Genomic DNA, 20616 nt, shown 5'->3' on the forward strand with positions numbered 1-20616 from the left:
CTTTCTTTTTTGATTAAACCTGATGCAGAAATGACACGCAGACCGGATACGGAACCGGAATGTCAGATTGAAGCAGAGTCAATTTGCCTGTTTCCGGATCACGTTCAAACAAAACCAGATTTCCCGTTTCTTCGTTTGACGCGACAAGGAATGTCTCGGAAGGGTCAAACGCGAAATCACGCGGCCAGTTTCCTTCTGTCGGCACCCATTCAATCAGAGACAATTCACCGGAATATTGGTTGATCTTATAGATGGCGATGCTGTCATGTCCGCGGTTGGCGGCATAAAGAAATCTGCCGTCTTTAGATATGCGGATCGCGCTGCCTTGCGATTTGTCCGTAAAGCCTTCAGGCAAAGCGGAAATGACCTGCAGCTCTCTGAATTCACCTAAGGTCGGGTTGTATTCAAGCGCGATGACTTCATTACTGATTTCCGTCATGACATAGGCGTATTTTTCCGCCGGATGGAAAACGATGTGGCGCGGCCCTGAACCCGGTGTGAAAGAGTGAGTTTTCACCTCTGTGAGCGAACCGTTTTTCATTTGGTAAGTATAAAGCGTATCCGTCCCTAAATCGACGGCTGCAATGTAGTTATGCTCGGGTGTATAGCCTGCGAAATGGGTATGCGGTTTCTCTTGTCTTTCATGAGGACCTGTTCCCGTATGAGCGGCTTCGGCAGCCGGCTCCCGCAGACTTCCGTCCTCATTGACGGGAAAGGCGTGCACTTTTCCGCTGTGGTAATTAGCGGTTAACACATATTCATGTTTATCATCAATGCTGACGTGGCATGGAGACGGGCCTTCAATCAGCTGGTGGTTCACAAAAGTTAATTCCCCGCTGTTCTGATGAATCTGATAGGCTGCGACGCCGCCTTTTCCGTCTGTCTTTTCAATGGAATACAGCATGCTGTTATCAGAATTCGGAGTGACGTATGTCGGGTTGCCGAGCTTTGCTGCCAGCTTCGGCCGGCTGAGCCGTTTCGCTTCTGTATCAAGTTCAAAACAATAAATGCCTTCGCTTCCGCCTTTTGTATATGTTCCCGCGTATCCTATGTACTTAGCCATTCGGTTTCCCCCTTTAGAGTCTTGTCTTCTCTATATTAACGTATCTTGAAGGAAACTGCCTTGTAAATGTTTAAGATGTTCTGACAAGCGGCAAGGTGCAGCAGCGGAAGGAACCGCCTGATTTAATAATTTCGGAAAACTCGGTTTCAATGACCGTATAACCTCTTTTTCTGAGCTCGCGGTTCGTATGACGGTGCTGCGGCAGGCTGATAATTGTCTGATTGCCGATTGACAGGATATTCGGGCCGAGCGTGAATTGCTCTTCTTCAGGCACTTCTATCATCTCAAAACGTTCGGCGAGAAGATCAATTTCTTTCTGCCGCAAGCCATTTTTGCAGTATAGCGCTTCCGTTTCCGAGATCATATTAAATACACAGTCCAAATGTAAGAAATCCTCCTTGAGAGGGATCGGCACAACCGTCATCTCCGGCAGCGCCTCCTGCAGCTCCCGGACAGCCGCTTTATCCGTGCGCTTGCTCAGCCCGGCGTAAACGGTGCCGTCTGCGATCAAGATGTCGCCGCCTTCAATGTTCGCTTTTTTCAGTCGCGTATAAGGGATTTTCTTATTGTCAAGCAGGTCTTGAAACACTTTTTCTTCTCCCTGCCGGACTGAAGCCGCCATGTTTGAAATAAACGCCGTCTCGCCTAAGACAAATCCGATATCCCGGGTGAATACCTGCTCAGGCAATGCGGAATCGGCAGGCAGCAGGACGACTTCAATCTGATGAGATCTTAAAATGTCAATAAACTCACTATGCTGTTTGAGGGCAACGGGTATGTTAATATTTTCTTGTTTGAAATGTTTCTGCGTTCCGTTAATAATATCCTTGATGGCCATGTGTTCCGGCCGGCATAAGATGACTGTCTGCAAAGCATCAAATTCACTGCGGCAAGCCGGTTTCCGCGTGGATTTGGGAATGGATACGTCCATGTGATATCCTCCTATCGGTATTCAATGTGCGTTTATTATTCCCGGATGTGGTGAATAATGAAACATTTCTGAGAGAATATCTAACCAACTTAATATTTAAAATTTTAGACAAAACGGTCAAAGTATTGTTTAATAGGGTACAGATGAATGAGTCAAAACGACCAGACACCAAAGGGGAGTTTAAATAATATGAAGTTGCCAGAATCAAGATTTTGCAAAGAAACAAGGGTTGTTAAAACAAGCAGGGTTTTTCCGCTTGATACGAATAATCACAATACGCTGTTTGGCGGAAAGCTGATGAGCTACATTGATGATATCGCTTCAATTTCCGCGGCCCGCCACTGCCGGTGTGAAACAGTCACGGCTTCAATGGATTCTGTAGATTTTTTGCGCCCCATCGGCCAACAGGATTCCGTATGCCTTGAATCTTACGTCACATGGGTCGGCACATCGTCTATGGAGGTGTTTGTCAAAGTCATTAAAGAGCATCTGATGACGGGCGAACGCGAGCTTGCGGCAACGTCGTTTCTGACCTTTGTCGCGCTTGATTCAAACGGGAAATCGGTACCCGTTCCGCGGATCGTGCCGGAAACCGAGGAAGAAATCATGCTTCACAATACGGCCGTTCAGCGCGCCGGAGAACGAAAAAACCGCTTAAAACACAGCAAAGCCCTGGCCGAGGCGCTCGGAACAGATAAACCTTGGTAATCGTCAAACCGCTTTTTTAAAAAGCGGTTTTTTTATGCTGAGAAAGGACTTTTCCTGCCGGATCCATAATCTATAACAGGGAAAGGAGACGTGGCGTGCATGATGAAACATAAGTCTTCCGGCACCATCCTGACAACCGGGCGTATCCGTCTGCGGACTATGCGGGATGACGATGAAGAAAATTTGTACGGGCTGTTTACCGACAGAGAGGTCATGAAATATTATCCTTCTCTCAAAAGCAGACGGGAAACGAAGGAATGGATTGCCTGGAACAAACGATTGACCACAGGATACGGCGTCAGTCTTTGGATCGCAGAGGATAAAGAGACGGGCGCATTTCTCGGTCAATGCGGAATCGTTCCGCAGACGGTAAACGGAAACACTTTGATGGAAATCGGCTATATGTTTGCCCGCCGCCACTGGGGCTGCGGCTATGCGACAGAGGCGGCGAACGCCTGTCTGGACTACGGTTTTCATATGCAGCAATACGGACGCATAGCGGCGCTGATTGATCCGGAAAACGCTGCCTCCGTCCGTGTCGCGGAAAAAATCGGCATGGTGCCCGGTGAGACCGTTACCAAATGGGAGAGGCAGCTGACGGTTTTTGACATCACATCTGACGTTGAACGTTTCGGCGAAATGTAGTATGATACGAACAGACATGTTTTCTAGGGTTCCGCATGTTCATACATGGCCTGGTCCGAGAGAAAACACATATGCGGACATATCCCGCATATGCACACGGAGGGAAAAAAGCCCGGGAGAGTCAATCTCATGAGAGACGACTATCCGGGCTTTTTTGTATTGTCCGGATACAGAAAGGGTGAAGAACATGAAATGGGGTTTAGTGGTCATAGCGGCCGTATTTGAAGTGGTATGGGTCACCGGCCTGAAACATGCTGATTCAGCACTGGCGTGGAGCGGCACGATTATGGGAATCATCATCAGTTTTTATCTATTAATCAAGGCGACAGACAGCCTGCCCGTAGGAACGGTATACGCGGTCTTTACCGGACTCGGGACAGCGGGCACCGTGCTCAGTGAAATCCTGCTTTTCAAAGAACAGGCCGATCCGGTGAAAATCGTGCTGATCGGCGTTTTGCTGATCGGTGTCATCGGATTAAAGCTGGTCACACAGGATAAGCCTGAGACGAAGGAGGAGAAGGCGTAATGCATTGGATCAGCCTGATAGCCGCGGGTCTTTGTGAAATGCTCGGGGTCATTTTAATGAATCAATTTCAAAAAGAAAAGAAAGTCAAATGGATTCTTTTCATTATCGCCGGATTTGCGGCTTCTTTTTCCCTGCTTTCTTATGCGATGGAGACGATCGCGATGGGCACGGCCTATGCGATCTGGACCGGTATCGGCACAGCGGGCGGCGCATTAGCCGGCATTCTTTTCTACGGCGAGCAGAAGGATGCGAAGCGCATCTTTTTCATTGCGCTTATTTTATGCGCTGCCGTAGGGCTGAAAATTCTTTCGTAAATTGATTTTTATCAAATCTTCAGTATAATCTATTAGTAAGTTACGAATTATGAAGATACGAGGGATTAAAACAGATGAATTCATATATGACACAGCGGCTGAAAGAATACCGCCGCGGGAATGAGGAAAAAGGGCGCCTGCTTGTCAGCTGCCCCGACCAGCCGGGAATTGTATCGGCCGTGTCGGCGTTTTTGTTTGAACATGGCGCAAACATTATTGAATCAAATCAATACACGACTGACCCTGAAGGCGGACGGTTTTTTCTTAGGATCGAATTCGACTGTAAGGGCATTCGTGAGAAAAAAGAGGACTTACAGCAGGCGTTCGCCTCAATCGCCCAGACATTCGGCATGACATGGAGCCTGTCTCTGGCAAGTGAGCTGAAGCGAGTGGCGATCTTTGTATCGAAGGAGCTGCACTGCCTTCATGAACTGATTTGGGAATGGCAAAGCGGCAATATGATGGCCGAAATTGCGGTCGTCATCAGCAACCACGAAGAGGCCAAAGAAGTGGTCGAACCGCTGAATATTCCGTTCCATTACATGAAAGCTAACAAAGACATCCGCGCCGAAGTGGAGCGGCGCCAGCTTGAGCTGCTGGAGCAGTATAAGATTGATGTGATCGTTCTTGCCCGATACATGCAGATTTTGACGTCTGATTTTGTATCTGCCCATCCGAATCGGATTATTAACATCCACCATTCATTTCTGCCGGCCTTTATCGGCGCTAATCCGTATAAACGGGCTTATGAGCGCGGAGTGAAATTAATCGGCGCGACTTCTCACTATGTGACGGACGATCTTGACGAAGGGCCGATTATTGAACAGGATATTGAACGCGTCGATCACAGAGATCACGCAGAGGATCTGAAGAATATCGGCAGAACGATTGAGCGGAGCGTGTTGGCAAGAGCCGTAAAATGGCATCTGGAAGACCGCGTCATCGTTCACGGAAACAAAACGATCGTATTTAATTAATGACGGTCCGCGGGGAGGCGGACTGTTTTTTATGGATGAAAATGTCTTGACAAGAACCTGTTTTCTTTGCATAATATAAAAAAATCATTGAGCGTTGAAGAGGATCAGTACGCAGAACTTTCTGTGACAGAGAGCAAAATGACCCGCTGAAACATTTTGCCGCATGAAACCTGCCGAACCTGCCTTGGAGTCCTGAGGGGAAAACTCAGGCGCGATAACCTGGCGTTACAGGAAAGCGGGACGCGTGAAAAACGCGTTCAAACAAGGTGGTACCACGGAAAGCCCATTTCGTCCTTATTTTTCAGGACGGAATGGGCTTTTTTTATTGACGAGAGCCGGTTTGGATTGATTGCCACGGAGGAGAAATGATGAAAAAACAAAGAATTGTTGTGAAAATCGGGAGCAGCTCGCTCACCAACAGTAACGGAAGTATTGATGAAGCAAAAATCAAGGAACATACGGAAGCCATTTCTTTATTAAAAGAAAACGGGCATGAAGTGATCCTCATTACCTCAGGCGCGGTGGCAGCGGGTTTTTCCGCTCTCGGCTATCCGTCGCGACCCGTTACGATAAAAGGGAAGCAGGCAGCTGCCGCAGTCGGCCAGACGCTTTTAATGCAGCAATATATGAACCATTTAAAAAGATACGGTCTGACGCCGGCACAAATTTTATTAACAAGAAATGATTTCTCAAAAAGAGAGCGGTACAGAAATGCCTATGCCACTGTAATGGAACTGTTGGAGCGGGGAGTCGTGCCGATTATTAATGAGAATGATTCCACATCAGTCGAAGAGCTGACGTTCGGTGATAACGACATGCTGTCGGCGCTTGTAAGCGGGTTGATTCATGCAGACCAATTAATGATTCTCACAGACATTAACGGGCTGTACGATGCCAATCCGAATGAAAACCCGGACGCAAATCGGTTCGACTATCTGAATGACATTACGCCAGAATTGCTCGGGTATGCCGGATCAGCAGGCTCAAAGGTCGGCACCGGAGGCATGAAGTCAAAACTTCTCGCCGCCCAGACCGCATTGTCGCTCGGGGTGAAGGTATTTATCGGAACCGGCTCCGGACGGGAAAAACTGATGGGAATTTTAGACGGAAAAGGCGACGGCACTTATATCGGCGATAAAGACCTGTCCTCAGTGAATAATACACGGCAATGGATCATGTTTCATTCTCCGATATCAGGGGAAATCATCATTGATGGGGGAGCGGAGCAGGCGATGATCCATAACGGGTCAAGTCTCCTCCCGGCCGGTGTCGCCGATGTCTGCGGCAGTTTTCCGAAAGGGGCTGTAGTGGAAGTCAGAGGGCCCGGCGGCATTATCGGCAAAGGGCAGACGCAGTACTCATCCGATGAAATTTTAGAAGCCAAAGGGAAGCGGAGCGACCAGCTTTCAGGAACGAAGCAGGTGGAAGTGATTCACAGAGATGATTGGGTGAATTTATTTGACGAGGGGGAACACAAATGAGTGAAGTATTGCAAAAAGCGGCTTTGGCAAAAGAAGCGGCTGCCGAAATGGTCATGAAAACGACGGCTGAAAAAAACGAAGCGCTCCAATGTATTGCAGACGGACTCAGAAATGAACGCCGGCTGATTTTAACAGAGAATCAGAAAGATATTGAAGCGGGACGGAACAGAGGACTGACACCTGACATTATTGACAGGCTGACTCTTGATGAAAAACGCCTGCTCGATATCGCGGACGCCGTGGAACTATTAATCGGTCTTGAAGATCCCGTCGGTGAATCGCTGGAGACCATTCAAAAAGAGAATGGATTATCTATTGAAAAAATCCGCGTGCCCCTCGGAGTAGTGGGCATGATCTATGAGGCCAGACCGAACGTTACCGTAGACGCGGCCACACTCTGCCTGAAAACCGGAAACGCGGTTGTGCTCAGAGGAAGTTCTTCCGCCATCCACAGCAACATAGCGCTTGTCAGTGTGATGAAACGCGCACTGGGGCTGTCAAAGCTTCCGATTGATGCCGTTCAGCTCATAGAAGATACAAGCAAAGAAACCGCCAAACAGCTCTTTACATTAAATGACGGGCTGGATGTATTGATCCCGCGCGGCGGTAAAAATTTAATTGATCTTGTGGTCAGGGAATCAACCGTACCCGTTTTAGAAACCGGAGCGGGCAATTGCCACGTGTACATAGATGAGTCAGCAGATCCTCAAATGGCAAGCGAGGTCGTCATCAATGCCAAAACACAGCGTCCTTCGGTCTGCAACGCGATTGAATCTCTTTTGATTCATGAAAAATGGGCCGAAGAACACGGACGAAAGCTGCTGAATCAGCTGACAGAAAAAGGGGTGGAGCTCCGAGGAGACCAGGTGATTTGCAGACTGGAGCCTCAAGCGAAACAAGCAGAAGAAGCCGATTGGGGAGCGGAGTACCTGGCGCCGATTCTCAGTGTGAAAACGGTGCAGGACGTACAGGAGGCGGTCCGCCACATTCAGCAGTACGGCACAAACCATTCAGAAGCCATTCTGACGGAGAACGCCGAGCATGCGGCTTACTTCCAGACCGCCGTTGACGCCGCCGCCGTGTATCATAATGCTTCAACCCGGTTTACGGACGGTTTTGAATTCGGATACGGAGCCGAAATCGGCATCAGCACGCAAAAGCTTCACGCGAGAGGGCCAATGGGGCTTCCGGCGTTAACATCTACAAAAATCATCATCAAAGGAAACGGACAAATCCGCGTATAATCTTTTAAGCTTATCCTTCAAAAAGGGTAGGCTTTTTTTATGCGGAAAGATTGACAGTTTCTATTATATTGTGTAAGATTAAATTGCACACAATATAATAGAGGTGAATTCACATGACAAAACCATTATTTACTGCAACCGTATCAGCCGCCGGCGGACGTGAAGGGAAAGTCACGTCTTCTGACGGAGTGCTGAATCTTGATGTTGCCATGCCGGGAACGCCAAGAGCAAAAAAGCTCGAACATGCCACAAACCCTGAGCAGCTGTTTGCCGCAGGATATTCAGCCTGCTTTGACAGCGCTCTTCAGCTCGTAGCGAGAAAAGAGCGTCTGAGTATTGAAACAGAGGTCACTGCGCATGTCAGTCTGCTGAAAGATGAAGCAGACCAAGGATATAAACTAGGCGTTACGCTTGAGGTCAAAGCATCCGGCATTGATAAACAGGAGCTTGAAGCCCTTATTCAAAAAGCGCACGGTGTCTGCCCGTATTCAAAAGCGACAGCGGGAAATATTGAAGTGAAGCTTCTGGCAGCAGAATAAAAATAAGGATGCCCATTCGGGGCATCCTTATTTTTTGCCGTGCAGCGTATTCAAAACCTCATAAAGCGACTGCTTTAACTGCTTTAATTCCTCTTTTGACCGTCCCGTCTGTTCCAGCATGGCAATGGGAATATCCGCCGCTGTTTTCTGCAAGGCCCGTCCTTCATCTGTGAGCCTGATCGTCACGGATCGCTCGTCTTCAGCCGACCGCTTTCTCATGATGATTCCGTGCTGCTCCATCCGTTTCAGCATCGGTGTCAGCGTTCCGGAATCCAGGTACAAAAGCTCACCCATCCGTTTCACATTCAGTTCTTCGTGCTCCCATAATAAAAGCAGTGCCAAATACTGGGGATAAGTTACGTTGAGCTTATCAAGTAGCGGTTTGTACCGTTTCGTCATTTCCCTTGAGCTTGCGTACAGCAAAAAACAAAGCTGATTCTCCAGTTTCATATGTTCAAAATCTTTTTCTGCCATTACTTCTTTCACCAACTCTTTGTTTGTTAACGTTACCCCTATTGTAGCCGAAAAACGGTCCATTTCCTATTCCTCATGTTTAAAAATATGAGCAGGGGCAATATATACAGTAAGTACAATGAGGAGGCTGATAATAATGGCATTATTTACTTCAAAAGCGACCGCAGTCGGCGGACGAGCAGGACATATTAAATCCGAAGACGGGGTGCTGGATTTTGACATCATCATGCCGAATGCAAAAAAAGACGGAGAAACCGGCACAAACCCTGAACAGCTCTTTGCGGCAGGGTATGCTGCCTGCTTCGGGGGAGCGCTTGAGCTCGCCGCCCAAAAACAAAAAATCGACATGACCTCTGAAATTGAAGGACAGGTCAGCCTTTTAAAAGATGAGAGTGACGGAGGTTACAAAATCGGCGTAACGCTCGTCATTGATACAAAAGATCTTGACAAAGAAACGGCGGAGAAGCTAGTGCACGCCGCTCACGAGTTCTGTCCGTATTCAAAAGCAACAAGAGGAAATGTAGACGTCAAACTTGAATTAAAATAAATCAACGAACGAATATCCCGGATTTTATATCCGGGATATTTTATTAACGAAAACATCAGTAATGATCTCTTCTCTCCCGGAATAAGAATACGATATAACACTTTTGCATAATGACACCAAGAGAAAAGAGGGAGAAATCGATGTCTCTTCCAAACATACCGAACATCACCCCCGACATTACACTCTCCAGATGTGAGACCCTGAACCTCCTTCTTTCATCCGTGGCTATGGAAGAAATCGGACTATCCCATATTCTGCAGGCGGAAGCGGAAAGGATTCAAATGTTTCTCGGCGCTTCCGGCGATCCCTCCTTGGAGGAATTGTCATCAATCAATAGAAGCACTGAACGGCTCCTGCGCACCGTCATGAAATCACAACTCCTTTTGCAGACGAAGCTTGAGGACATTATCTTCTTACAGGATTCTGAAGCCTGTATGGACCCGGACGACCCAAGCAATCCGAGTAATCCGGGCGATCCTGATGACCCATGGAATCCGGACGACCCAAGTAATCCGAGTGATCCGGGCGATCCTGATGACCCGTGGAATCCGGACGATCCCAGTGATCCGGATGATCCGGAAGATCCATGCGACCCGTGCTTTCCGAATCCGCATCCTGAAGATCCGTGTGACGGCCTGTTTTACGGCCGCATTGGCTGCTGTGAGTGCGGGGATTGTGAGGACTGCGGTTGGAAGAAAAAAGGCGGGGAGCGTTCATAAAAAAAGAGACGGGTGAAGCATATGCCGTATCCAAGCATCTCAAAAGCGAAACAGACATCTTTTGAAGCCATGCATTGCCTCACGATTGCGCTGTTAAATATATTATCTGTGACCGTGGATAAAAGAAGGGATTCAGATTACAAAGAAGAAATCAGGCTGTTCTCCGCATTGTGCCGCTGGCAGATGGAAACTGGCGGCCGTCTGTTTTTAATGGTCAGCCTGGAAGAAGAGCAGAAGCAGATGTATGAGCGGCACTTTCATGAAATGAAGACAGTTACGGAACGAACGAAAAAATTCATTTTTGAAAGCCCGCGCGAATTCCGGGCGCATCCCATTACGAAGCGGGCTGTCAGGCAGCTTCAGGAATGGGATGCAGAATCAACTGCCGAACCTGCCGTCAGATGGGTGCGGCCTGTCATCATAACGATGAACGGCACTCCTGAACGGCCTTGGTTCAATCAACAACTCCAAAATCGGGAAAGGTGAGAAAATGAGCGGAAATGCTGAATGTAAACTGACTCTTTGCATGATTGTGAAAAACGAGGAGAGATACATCTCCCGTTGTTTATCAAGTGTACAAGACATCGTTGATGAGATCGTCATCGCAGACACCGGATCACAAGATAATACAAAAGATATCTGCAAAAGCTTTCAGGCAAGAGTGTTTGATTTCGAATGGGAGAATGATTTCGCAAAGGCCAGAAATTACGCCCTGCAGCATGCCGAAGGAGATTGGATTTTAATGCTTGACGCGGATGAAGAGCTCGATCAGGAGACGGGCCGCTTTTTAACTTCGCTGCTTCATGACGGATTACCGAGCCGGGGTCTTTTGAAAATCATCAATTATACGGGGAAGCAGCTCGATGAAAACGAAGCGTTTGAAAGTATGCAGCCGAGACTGTTCCGCAATCATAAAGGCCTTCTGTATCAAGGCAGAATTCACGAGAATATCTCGGCTCCCAATGAGGAAGAAAACAATGCTTTTTTCACGCTCCCATGTGTGATTCATCACTACGGCTACTTGGAGCAGGAAGAAAAGATCAAGCAAAAACATAAACGGAATATCAGCATTTTAAATGAAGAGCTTTCAGAGGAAAATCCTGATCCGTGGCTTGTCTATCATTTGGCAAGTGAATGCTACAGAATAAAAGACTATGAAAAAGCATTACATCTTGTCAACGGCTCAATTTTTCAATTTTTAAGCGAAAAACGAATGCCTCCGTCTCTCCTGTATTATTTGAAATATACAATATTGCTTGAGCTCAAACGGTATGAAGAAGCCGAACAAGGGATTGAAAAAGTGCTCAAGCTATATCCTGATTACAGCAATCTTCATTATTATAAAGGCCTTGTATTATATCATTTGGAAAAGTACAGAGCGGCAATCAAAGCATTTGAAAACGGAACGCAGGTTGAAGGAGAAAACGCTGATCACTTAATTTTAAAAGGTGCCGCCGATTTCAGAGCTTTTTATTATATGGCAAAATGCCATGCTGAATTAAACCATGATATGACGGCCATCGCTTACGCCAAAAAATCCGTGAAGTTCAATCCTCAATTTAAACCCGCGCAAGAGCTTCTGTCTCAATTAAAAAAGGATCAGCGGACAAACGCCTGATCCTTTTTTTTGCATGTTTCATTAAGATAATCGAATAATGTTTAAAGCTGCACCGACGCTTCCTCCAAGCAATGTGGCCGCACCCAATAATCCGAACAGCTGAAGCTGGATGGTGCTGCCTGCTGGCAAAGTCACAATAAAGGAGTTATTAAAGTTTGCCAAAGACGCGACCGGGGCGATAATCGAACTTGCAGGAGGAGTGCCGTTGATTAAAATACGCGAACTTACAAGCAAGCCGGCCGTTAAATTAATATGGTAGGAGATATAGTAACGTCCCGCCGGAGCAACGGTGAATACGGTATTTGCGGCATTAACCGTTATATCCGCAGAAAGGTTTTGTTCATTCGGTAAAGAAATGGTCGTGCCGCCGACAATAACTGCGACAACACCGCCGCCCGTATTGCTTGCATAGCCGGAAGTTGCTGTCAGACTTGTTCCGGTGCTTCCGGTCGGTCCGGTGCCGCCAGTAGCGCCAGTGCTTCCAGTCGGTCCGGTGTCGCCAGTAGCGCCGGTAATTCCAGTCGGTCCGGTAACGCCAGTAGCACCGGTAAATCCGGTCGGTCCGGTTTCGCCAATAGCGCCGGTGCTTCCGGTCGGTCCAGTAACGCCAGTAGCGCCGGTGCTTCCGGTCGGTCCGGTGCCGCCAGTAGCGCCGGTAAATCCGGTCGGTCCGATTTCGCCAGTAGCGCCGGTGCTTCCGGTCGGTCCGGTGCCGCCAGTAGCGCCGGTAAATCCGGTCGGTCCGGAAACGCCAGTAGCACCGGTAAATCCGGTCGGTCCGGTGCCGCCAGTAGCGCCGGTGCTTCCGGTCGGTCCGGTACCGCCAGTAGCGCCGGTGATCCCGGTCGGCCCGGAAACGCCAGTAGCACCGGTAAATCCGGTCGGCCCGGTACCGCCAGTAGCGCCAGTGATTCCCGCCGCAGCTAAAAGTGTATAGTCAGCTGAGGCTCCAGGGGTTCCCGCCGGGCTGTTTACGTTTGCGACGTAAGAGCTGCCGTTGAAAGTAACTGGCTGTCCGGCGGTATAGGCAGCGGCGGCGAGGGGATCAAACGGTACGATGCCCTGCAGTCCGGCGCCCGTGACCCCTGTCGGCCCGGTCGGCCCCGCGGCGGCAAGCAGTGTATAATCCGGCGATGTCCCGGGAATGCCTGAAGGGTTATTGATATTTACGACATAAGAAGCACCCTCATACAATACAACCTGCCCCGCTGTATAAAAAGGCGCAGCAGCGGGATCAAAAGCTGTCAATCCTGTCAATCCGGCTCCTGTAGCGCCTGTTGGTCCAATCGGCCCGGTTGATCCTGCGGCAGCTAAAAGCGTATAATCGGCAGACGTATCCGGAATCCCTGCCGGCGAAGGTGTGTTCACGACATAGGAGCTTCCGTTATACAATACAACCTGTCCGGGTGTATAAGTGGGAGCAATCAGCGGATTAAAAGCAACAATCCCTTGAAGACCCGCACCGGTGACCCCCGTCGGCCCGGTCGGTCCGGTTGGCCCCGTCGCTCCGGCCGGGCCGATTGCTCCCGTAGGTCCTGGGGGCCCGCCGGCTGGTCCCGTCGGCCCCGTAGCACCAGTCGGTCCCGCCAGTGTAGGGATATTTGAGATACTGTCCAATTTTGAACCGAGAAGAAGCTCCTGTTTCATTAAGCTGTCAAGCGTATCCCGGACGCTCTCATTCAAGTTCAGAATATCCGCAAGACTTGACGGGGGCCCTGTTAATCCGGGAATCGTTCCGAGCGCGTATTGGATTTTTTCCCCTTCCGCATTCAGAATATGTGCCATTCCCAGCTCTTCCATAGCAATTGACGAAAGAAGAAGGTTAATGGTATCGTCTCTGGAAAGTGTAACGACAGGGGTGATATTAGGCAAATTAGGCTGTGACACAATGTCCCTCCTTATGAGTTGGCTGAAAATCATTTTATTACGAACAAAGTTCCCCGAAATAAGCGTAAGCAGTACTGTATTAGTATATTCACTGACTCTGTCCAAGTTTCTGAACGAATTCCCGCATTAAATTCATCATATATGAAGGAAATACTTTAAATATAGAGAAAATACATCGCACAGCATTCGCAAATCGGTCAAAATGACAGCGGGACATGTGATCGTCTATAAAGCGATGGCTACATATCTTGAGCGTTTCCTGCAAAAACTCTCTTTTTCATTTCGAGTTTTCTGTATAAAAGGGCGAGAAGCATGGATGGGATCGTACAAACAATCATTCCGATAAAGGCATACCGGGGTTCAATTTCATATAAAAAACCTCCGAAAATAGTAAATACCGCAGTGCTCCAGCTGAGAGCAAGCGCTGAATATATGCCTTGGGCTTTCGGGATTTGCGCCGGTGAAATATTCTTAATTAAGTATTTCATAAATGCATAGTGTCCCATCGCGAATGAACAGGCATGCAGCGTCTGCGCAATACAGAAAATGATGACATGCGGAAAGGCAAATACGAGTATCCAGCGTACGGTAGCACCAAGCGCCGCCAGGGCGAGCAAAGAGCCTGCCGTAAATTGATGAAAGTATCGGTCAGCGATTGCAAAGAAGATAATCTCCGCGATAACGGCGATGTTGATGATGATTCCGATGGCATATGCGGGCGCATCGATTTCCTGCAAAAAGAGATAACCGTAATTGTAGTAAGATGCATGTGCCGCCTGCAGTAAGATAACGATTGCGAGCACCAGACCGAAATATTTGATGCGGAATAAGGCAAACATACCCTCTTTTCTTGCGCGGTCTATTTCCGGCCGTTTTGAAAGAACAGCTGGCGCATGCATAAAGCTGAGGCATGCGAATATCAGGGTGCCCAAAAGCAGTGCCCATAAAATCGCTTGATCTCCGAATATACCTGTAAAGACGGACAGGATGACGCCGGCTGAAACAAAACCCGCGGACCCCCACTGGCGGCTTGTCCCATAAGCCTTTAATTCGTTATGCTGTACAAGGACGCCGCAAGCGCTGTCTAAAGCAGGCATTAAAGCAGGGTAAAACACATGCAGCACTAATGTGACAAGAAGCAGGCTTTGAAAAGAATCAGCGGGAATATAACATAAAAGTGCGAGAAGCGTCCCGATTCTGGCGCCGTTTAATAAGGCTTTGCTGCTGAATTTTCCTGATAAATAAGGGAAGAAAAATAATGTGGAAATCCCTCTTGCCGCCAAGCCCAGGCTCATAATGAAACTGGCTTCGGATACGGAAACCCCTTTTATATGCACCATCCATCCCGTCCAATAGGGCAGAAAAACACCCCATGTCATAAAAAAACTAAAAAAATGCAGACTCATCCAGCGATATGCTTTCATTCCCGTTCCTCCTTTAATTGGCATGTTATCATGTAAAGACATAAAGACAATATGAGATATCTCATATTTTTGGGGTGGACGATGGAAATTTATAAAGGCGAGAAAAAGCGGCATCAGTTAGAAAAACACTCAATCGCGCATTTATTCTCTTTCCCCGCTGAAAAGTTTATGGAAGTGCGCGAATATGAGCGGGACGAATGGATGATTCAAGAGGGCAGGAGGCCTGACTTCCTGTTTTACGTGATTGAAGGAAAAGCGAAAATATATGTAACCCATCAAAACGGGAAAGTTTCTTTAATTAATTTTATCAACAAAAATGATTACATCGGAGAGATGGAACTATTACATGAAGTGTATTACACAAAAGGAATTCAAGCCTCAGCGAAGACTGTTTGTTTTGCTCTGCCTATTTACCGCTGCCGCGCGCAATTGCTGCAGGATGCGAAATTCCTGCGTGAGTTGGCTAAGTTTTTAAGTGCTAAGGCAACGCTTATGGCTTCGAAATATTCACAAAGTCTGGCGTTCCCGCTTGAAAACCGGCTTGCTGATTTTATTTTGCAGACGGCTTATGAAGGGGTTTATAAAGAGAAGCACGTAACGGTCTGTGATTATTTGGGTGTATCTTACCGTCATCTCTTGCATGTGCTGACGCAATTCTGCCAAAAAGGGTATTTGCAAAAAGAAGGGCGGGGCTATCAAATTAAGCAGCATGATTCATTATATGAACTTGCAGAAGCGCTGAAGAATAAGTAGCACGCCCAGAAAAAACAGCCACCCGCGATTTGCGGATGGCTGTTTTCATTATACAAGCTGAGCTTGTTTTTTTCGTGCCTGTTTCGCGGCGTCGACCATATTTTTTAATGCCGCAACGGTTTCTTCCTGCTGTCTTGTTTTCAGTCCGCAGTCCGGGTTTACCCAGAAGCGGTCAGTCGGACACACTTCAAGCGCGTCATCAATAATTTGATAGATTTCTTCAGTTGCCGGCACACGCGGGCTGTGAATGTCGTATACACCGAGTCCGAGGCCTTTCACGTAAGGATGTTCTTTCAAGTATTCTAAAAATCCTCCGTGGCTTCTGCTGTGTTCGATTGTAATGACATCCGCGTCAAGATCATTGATCGTATCTACGATATCTTCAAAGTTGCTGTAACACATATGCGTATGAATCTGCGTCTCATTTTGCACAGAAGACGTCGTTAATCGGAATGCTTCTGCGGCCCAAGTTAAATATTCATCCCAATCCTGCGTTTTTAACGGCAGTCCTTCGCGGAGCGCGGGTTCATCCACTTGGATAATCTGAATACCGGCATCTTCAAGCGCTTTTACTTCTTTTCTGAGGGCAAGCCCGATCTGGAAGGCGATTTCTTTTCTTGAAATATCCACACGCGGGAATGACCAGTTTAAGATGGTGACAGGTCCCGTCAGCATGCCTTTCATGTGTTTTTCCGTCAGCGATTGGGCGTAGACCGTATCTTTTACCGTCATCGGTTCGATAAATTCGACATCTCCGAAAATGACAGGCGGACGTACGCAGCGTGAACCGTAAGACTGCACCCATGCATATTTCGTAAAGGCGAATCCGGCCAGTTTTTCACCGAAGTATTCGACCATGTCCGTCCGCTCAAATTCTCCGTGAACGAGCACGTCTAAGCCGATTTCTTCCTGAATGTCAACCCAGCGCTTCGTTTCCGCATTAATAAAGGCTTGGTACTGTTCATCCGTCCAATCTTTTTTCCGCCATTTTTGCCGTGCGCTCCGCACCTCGGCAGATTGAGGGAAGCTTCCGATTGTCGTCGTCGGCAGAAGGGGAAGACCGAGTGATTCATTTTGCAGCGCCAATCGTTCTTCAAAGCTTGCCGGACGGGAGAAATCTTTTTCCGTCAGCTGATTCAGCTCTTCTTTTTGAGCTGAGTTCGCTCCTGTTGCGAATGCTTTTAAAGCCTTAAGTGCCGCTTTTGACTCTTCGATCTGCTCACTGACGGCCGCTTTGCCGGACAGAAGCCCTTCTTTTAAGACGCCGAGTTCCGCCAGTTTTTCTTTAGCGTATGACAGGCCGTTCAGCAAATCCTTTTCGAGGTGCTCGTCAGTGTGTTTTGCCACCGGCACGTGCAGAAGGCTGCTTGAAGGCTGAATCCATAATTCCTCAACGTCAGCGTGGCTGAGGATATCCAGAGCTGCATCAAGGCGTTCTTCAACATCGATTTTCCAAATGTTGCGCCCGTCGATCACACCGGCTGCCAGCACTTTATCTTTCGGGAAGCCGTGCTTTTTCAGCTGCTCAAGGTTTCTGCCTTTATCATGCACAAAGTCAAGCCCGATTCCCTGTACGGGATAAGAAACGAGTTCTTCATATGCATCAACCGAATCAAAGTATGTCTGCAGGAGAACATTCAGTCCTGAAAGCTCTTTTGTGATCGCTTCATAGAGGTCTTTGGCGGCACGGACGTCTTCAGAAGAAGCTGTCACAAGGGCAGGCTCATCAATCTGAACCCATTTGACGCCTTCTGCTTCAAGCTCTTTCAGCAGCTGAACATAAAGAGGAACAAGGCGTTTTTGAATCGCTTTCGCTTCTGATTCTTCGTATCCTTTCGCAAGCGTGACGAATGTGTACGGACCGACGATGACAGGTTTCGTTTCCGCTCCGAATTCTTCTTTGATCCGGCGGTAGTCATCAAGCTGTTTGTTTCTCGTCAGACGGAATTCAATGCTTTCGTCATATTCAGGAACGATGTAATGGTAGTTGGTATTAAACCATTTCGTCATTTCACTGGAAACGGCGTCTTTTACACCGCGGGCAATCGCAAAGTATGTATCAACGGGATCCGTGATGCTGCGGAATCTTTCCGGAATCCAGTTAAAGCTGACGGCTGTATCAAGCACATGGTCATAATGGGTGAAATCAGAGACCGGCACGATATCGATATGCTGGTCAAGCTGTGTTTTGACAGCTGATAAGAATAAACCGTCAAGTTCTTTAAGAAACGTTTCTTTGTCAGTGTTTCCTTTCCAATAAGCCTCAAGCGCTTTTTTCCATTCTCTGTTCAAGCCGATTCTCGGAAAACCGAGGTTCGAAGTTTTGATTGTTGTCATTAAGTTTCCTCCTTTAAGTGAGATGTAACAAAAAAGCCCCTTTCTCATGAGAGAAAGAGGCTTTAACTTCAAAATGTAAGCCTCTCTCATCTCTCAGATCACGTCTGATGGAATTAGCACCGTGCCTTATGAGACAGTCGTCTCGGCGCAAAAATCACGCGCCCCATTTCACAATGGAATTACGGTCGGTTGCTGTTGGGGTCAAAAGGCCAATCCCTCGCCCAACTCTCGATAAGAGAAAGTATTTCAATTTTTTTGAAAAGTTACATCATTTGTTGGTTATCTTATCAGCTTATTCAGATCACTGTCAATAGAAAATCTCACATTTTAAAAATTGGTGATGTGACAAGCTGACCATTCATTATATGAGAAAAATATCAGAAAGACAGCAGCTGTGCCTGTTCGGCTCTTTCCATCAGCACTTCAGGCGCGTCTAAATACAGAAACCCGTTCCCGGCCAATGTTTTGGCGATGTCCAAAGGAAGGGTCCGCCGCACGAGCTGGGCGTAGACTTCAGCCTCAGAAAGCGTCCGCTGAAACGCGTCCTGTTCAAGCCCTTTTATTAAGGCAAGCGCTCCGCTCACATGCGGGGCGGCCATTGAAGTGCCCGTCAGCTTCCCGTATTTATGGTTGGGAAGGGTGGAGAGAATATTTTCTCCCGGAGCCACCAGGTCAATCTCTTTATTGGCGTTTGAAAATTCAGACGATTTACGGGCGATTGAGACTGATCCGACTGCGATCACTTCGTTGTAAGCGGCCGGATACGACAGTTCCTCTGTACGCTCGTCTCCGTCGCCTTCGTTTCCTGCCGCGCAAACGACCAGAACACCTCTTTTTACCGCATTTGCGACGGCTTCTTTCAATTCAGGCACATCGCTTGGCCCGCCGAGTGACATGGAAATGATATCGGCCTTTTGTTCAACGGCGTAGTTGATGCCGTTAATGATCCATTCGTATTTGCCGCTGCCGTTTTGACCGCCGAGAACTTTAACAATTAAGAGGCTTGCTTCCGGCGCGACACCCGAAATTCCGCCGTTTGAATCATTGGCGGCAATCGTTCCGGAAACGTGTGTCCCGTGTCCGTTATAATCGGAAATCGCGTCTTCTTTGCCTCCGTCATCATCGGTGAAGTTTTTCCCGCCGACAATCCGGTCTTTCAAATCAGGATGATTGATGTCGCAGCCTGTGTCAAGCACCGCGATTTTAATATCCTTGCCTTTAAACCCTTTTGCCCACAACTCTGGCGCCTTAATCACTTTAATACCCTCTGGAAGCTCGTTCACATCCATGATCTGTTCATCCGTGACATAAGGAATCAAATGCATTTCACCATTCATAAAAAAGCCCTCCTTTTTTATGCTTGCGAGTGGATACAAGGGTGTTGCTACTATTTTATGGCAGAGCATGCCGGTCGGAAAGAGTCATTTGAAGCATTTTCATAAAAAAGGCGTAATCTATCGTACTAAAAAATTTCAAATAAATGGATAGTTTGACAGCTTTCATTTTCATTCATGACCCGCTGACGCTATAATTGGAAATGGGAAAGGAGAAGAGATATGAAGATAAGTGAAGCGTTATACAGCTATTTTTCAGAACAAGCGGATCAAATTGCGAAAGAGTGGATCGAAACGATGGAAGATTCGGACCCGAATTCGATTTATTCTTTGACAAATCCTGTCATCACAGAAGAACTGACGGAGCAGGATAAAGAATTTTACCGGCATATTAATAAAATGTATATCATGCCGGAAAAAGAATTTTTAGAAGAGTTCGAGCAGTGGGTGATTGAGCTCGCGAAAGACCAGAAGCATCTGGATACACCCGTCCAGTATGTGGTCCGTGAATTCATGAGAAACCGGAGACTATACATCAGTTATTATGATGCGTTTGCCGATAAACATGAATCTTCGTTTGCAGAGGGAGAAAGGAAGAAATGGGAGAATTTAATTGTACGAGTATTTGATTTTACGATTTACACGTTTGTCGATCATGCCGAGCATAACTCGAAAATGCAGCTGAACGCGCAAAGAGAAATGATTTTGGAGTTAAGCTCGCCGGTTATCACGCTGAGCAAACGGACGGCGCTGCTGCCGCTTGTCGGCGATATTGACACGGAGCGCGCCAAATTCATTCTTGAAAATACGCTGAGCACATGTGCAAAACGGCTGATTGAACATCTGTTTATTGACCTGTCGGGTGTAGTGGTTGTCGATACGATGGTGGCGCATCAGATTTTTAAATTAATTGAGGCGCTGAACCTGATCGGCGTCACGTCCACTTTATCCGGAATCAGGCCGGAAATGGCTCAAACCGCCGTACAGCTCGGCATTAATTTCTCAGATATTACGATCAAGTCCAATCTCGCTCAGGCTCTCAATTATCATCAATAACATACATAACAAAACAGGCTGCCGAATCACTCCGGCGGC

21 protein-coding genes and 2 riboswitches are annotated in these 20616 nt (G+C 47.6%); of the genes, 14 read left to right on the forward strand and 7 right to left on the reverse strand.

Annotation, left to right across the window (positions count from 1 at the left end):
- Positions 1-13: 13 nt before the first annotated feature.
- Both U2H13_RS06890 and U2H13_RS06895 read right to left on the reverse strand, forming a co-directional pair.
- Entirely contained in the window at positions 14-1063 is a 1050-nt protein-coding gene (locus U2H13_RS06890) for a lactonase family protein (RefSeq protein ID WP_014417541.1), read from the reverse strand.
- 70 nt (positions 1064-1133) lie between these two features.
- Positions 1134-1994 carry a dimethylarginine dimethylaminohydrolase family protein gene (locus U2H13_RS06895; RefSeq protein ID WP_025649646.1) on the reverse strand — a complete coding sequence of 287 codons (861 nt, stop codon included), beginning with the start codon at positions 1992-1994 and terminating at the stop codon, positions 1134-1136.
- Between the two features lie 189 nt (positions 1995-2183).
- Between U2H13_RS06895 and U2H13_RS06900 the strand changes: the two genes are divergently transcribed.
- From U2H13_RS06900 to U2H13_RS06935, 8 genes are all read left to right on the forward strand, one after another.
- Positions 2184-2702 (forward strand): acyl-CoA thioesterase, encoded by a 519-nt coding sequence (locus tag U2H13_RS06900; protein ID WP_003154772.1) that lies wholly within the window; start codon positions 2184-2186, stop codon positions 2700-2702.
- A 99-nt stretch (positions 2703-2801) separates the two neighbouring features.
- Positions 2802-3347 (forward strand): GNAT family N-acetyltransferase, encoded by a 546-nt coding sequence (locus U2H13_RS06905; protein WP_205160660.1) that lies wholly within the window; start codon positions 2802-2804, stop codon positions 3345-3347.
- Between the two features lie 12 nt (positions 3348-3359).
- A riboswitch (guanidine-I (ykkC/yxkD leader) is annotated at positions 3360-3468 on the forward strand.
- A 66-nt stretch (positions 3469-3534) separates the two neighbouring features.
- On the forward strand, positions 3535-3873 hold the full coding sequence (locus tag U2H13_RS06910) for a multidrug efflux SMR transporter (RefSeq protein WP_053285021.1): 339 nt from the start codon (positions 3535-3537) through the stop codon (positions 3871-3873).
- A complete protein-coding gene (locus tag U2H13_RS06915; protein ID WP_007407235.1) occupies positions 3873-4187 on the forward strand; it encodes a multidrug efflux SMR transporter in 315 nt (104 codons plus the stop codon). The genes U2H13_RS06910 and U2H13_RS06915 overlap by 1 nt, the downstream gene beginning before the upstream one ends.
- A 74-nt stretch (positions 4188-4261) precedes the next feature.
- Entirely contained in the window at positions 4262-5164 is a 903-nt protein-coding gene (purU, locus tag U2H13_RS06920) for a formyltetrahydrofolate deformylase (RefSeq protein WP_003154764.1), read from the forward strand.
- Positions 5165-5532: 368 nt separating this feature from the next.
- Positions 5533-6645 carry a glutamate 5-kinase gene (proB, locus tag U2H13_RS06925; RefSeq protein WP_021493806.1) on the forward strand — a complete coding sequence of 371 codons (1113 nt, stop codon included), beginning with the start codon at positions 5533-5535 and terminating at the stop codon, positions 6643-6645.
- Positions 6642-7889, forward strand: coding sequence for a glutamate-5-semialdehyde dehydrogenase (proA, locus tag U2H13_RS06930; protein WP_012117384.1), 1248 nt, complete (start codon positions 6642-6644; stop codon positions 7887-7889). The genes proB and proA overlap by 4 nt, the downstream gene beginning before the upstream one ends.
- Before the next feature lie 113 nt (positions 7890-8002).
- A complete protein-coding gene (locus tag U2H13_RS06935) occupies positions 8003-8428 on the forward strand; it encodes an organic hydroperoxide resistance protein (RefSeq protein ID WP_007610880.1) in 426 nt (141 codons plus the stop codon).
- 27 nt (positions 8429-8455) lie between these two features.
- Here the strand turns inward: U2H13_RS06935 and U2H13_RS06940 are convergent, their stop codons facing one another.
- On the reverse strand, positions 8456-8965 hold the full coding sequence (locus U2H13_RS06940; RefSeq protein ID WP_014417547.1) for a MarR family winged helix-turn-helix transcriptional regulator: 510 nt from the start codon (positions 8963-8965) through the stop codon (positions 8456-8458).
- A 73-nt stretch (positions 8966-9038) separates the two neighbouring features.
- Between U2H13_RS06940 and U2H13_RS06945 the strand changes: the two genes are divergently transcribed.
- The 4 genes from U2H13_RS06945 to U2H13_RS06960 all read left to right on the forward strand — a co-directional run bounded on the left by U2H13_RS06945 (position 9039) and on the right by U2H13_RS06960 (position 11786).
- Positions 9039-9449 carry an organic hydroperoxide resistance protein gene (locus U2H13_RS06945; RefSeq protein ID WP_003154758.1) on the forward strand — a complete coding sequence of 137 codons (411 nt, stop codon included), beginning with the start codon at positions 9039-9041 and terminating at the stop codon, positions 9447-9449.
- Positions 9450-9589: 140 nt separating this feature from the next.
- Positions 9590-10168, forward strand: coding sequence for a hypothetical protein (locus tag U2H13_RS06950; protein ID WP_071181730.1), 579 nt, complete (start codon positions 9590-9592; stop codon positions 10166-10168).
- 21 nt (positions 10169-10189) lie between these two features.
- Complete coding sequence (locus U2H13_RS06955) at positions 10190-10654, forward strand: hypothetical protein (RefSeq protein WP_017417627.1); 465 nt, start codon at positions 10190-10192, stop codon at positions 10652-10654.
- A 4-nt stretch (positions 10655-10658) separates the two neighbouring features.
- Entirely contained in the window at positions 10659-11786 is a 1128-nt protein-coding gene (locus tag U2H13_RS06960; RefSeq protein WP_094295707.1) for a glycosyltransferase, read from the forward strand.
- Positions 11787-11807: 21 nt separating this feature from the next.
- Here U2H13_RS06960 and U2H13_RS06965 read toward each other — a convergent pair whose 3' ends face one another.
- Both U2H13_RS06965 and U2H13_RS06970 read right to left on the reverse strand, forming a co-directional pair.
- Positions 11808-13673 (reverse strand): hypothetical protein, encoded by a 1866-nt coding sequence (locus tag U2H13_RS06965; protein ID WP_103526953.1) that lies wholly within the window; start codon positions 13671-13673, stop codon positions 11808-11810.
- Positions 13674-13912: 239 nt separating this feature from the next.
- Positions 13913-15097 carry an MFS transporter gene (locus U2H13_RS06970; RefSeq protein ID WP_103526952.1) on the reverse strand — a complete coding sequence of 395 codons (1185 nt, stop codon included), beginning with the start codon at positions 15095-15097 and terminating at the stop codon, positions 13913-13915.
- A gap of 81 nt (positions 15098-15178) precedes the next feature.
- Between U2H13_RS06970 and yeiL the strand changes: the two genes are divergently transcribed.
- Positions 15179-15850, forward strand: coding sequence for a transcriptional regulator YeiL (yeiL, locus tag U2H13_RS06975; RefSeq protein WP_029973055.1), 672 nt, complete (start codon positions 15179-15181; stop codon positions 15848-15850).
- 48 nt (positions 15851-15898) lie between these two features.
- On the opposite strand, the gene metE is transcribed toward yeiL, so the two are convergent.
- Both metE and U2H13_RS06985 read right to left on the reverse strand, forming a co-directional pair.
- A complete protein-coding gene (metE, locus tag U2H13_RS06980) occupies positions 15899-18187 on the reverse strand; it encodes a 5-methyltetrahydropteroyltriglutamate--homocysteine S-methyltransferase (protein WP_103526951.1) in 2289 nt (762 codons plus the stop codon).
- Between the two features lie 83 nt (positions 18188-18270).
- A riboswitch (SAM riboswitch) is annotated at positions 18271-18425 on the reverse strand.
- 139 nt (positions 18426-18564) lie between these two features.
- On the reverse strand, positions 18565-19524 hold the full coding sequence (locus tag U2H13_RS06985) for a S8 family peptidase (RefSeq protein ID WP_376700750.1): 960 nt from the start codon (positions 19522-19524) through the stop codon (positions 18565-18567).
- A gap of 219 nt (positions 19525-19743) precedes the next feature.
- On the opposite strand from U2H13_RS06985, the gene U2H13_RS06990 reads away from it, so the two are divergent.
- Complete coding sequence (locus tag U2H13_RS06990; protein WP_110124667.1) at positions 19744-20577, forward strand: STAS domain-containing protein; 834 nt, start codon at positions 19744-19746, stop codon at positions 20575-20577.
- The last annotated feature ends 39 nt before the right edge of the window (positions 20578-20616 follow it).

This window comes from Bacillus sp. A1, assembly GCF_042296235.1.
GTDB classification, from domain to species: domain Bacteria; phylum Bacillota; class Bacilli; order Bacillales; family Bacillaceae; genus Bacillus; species Bacillus velezensis.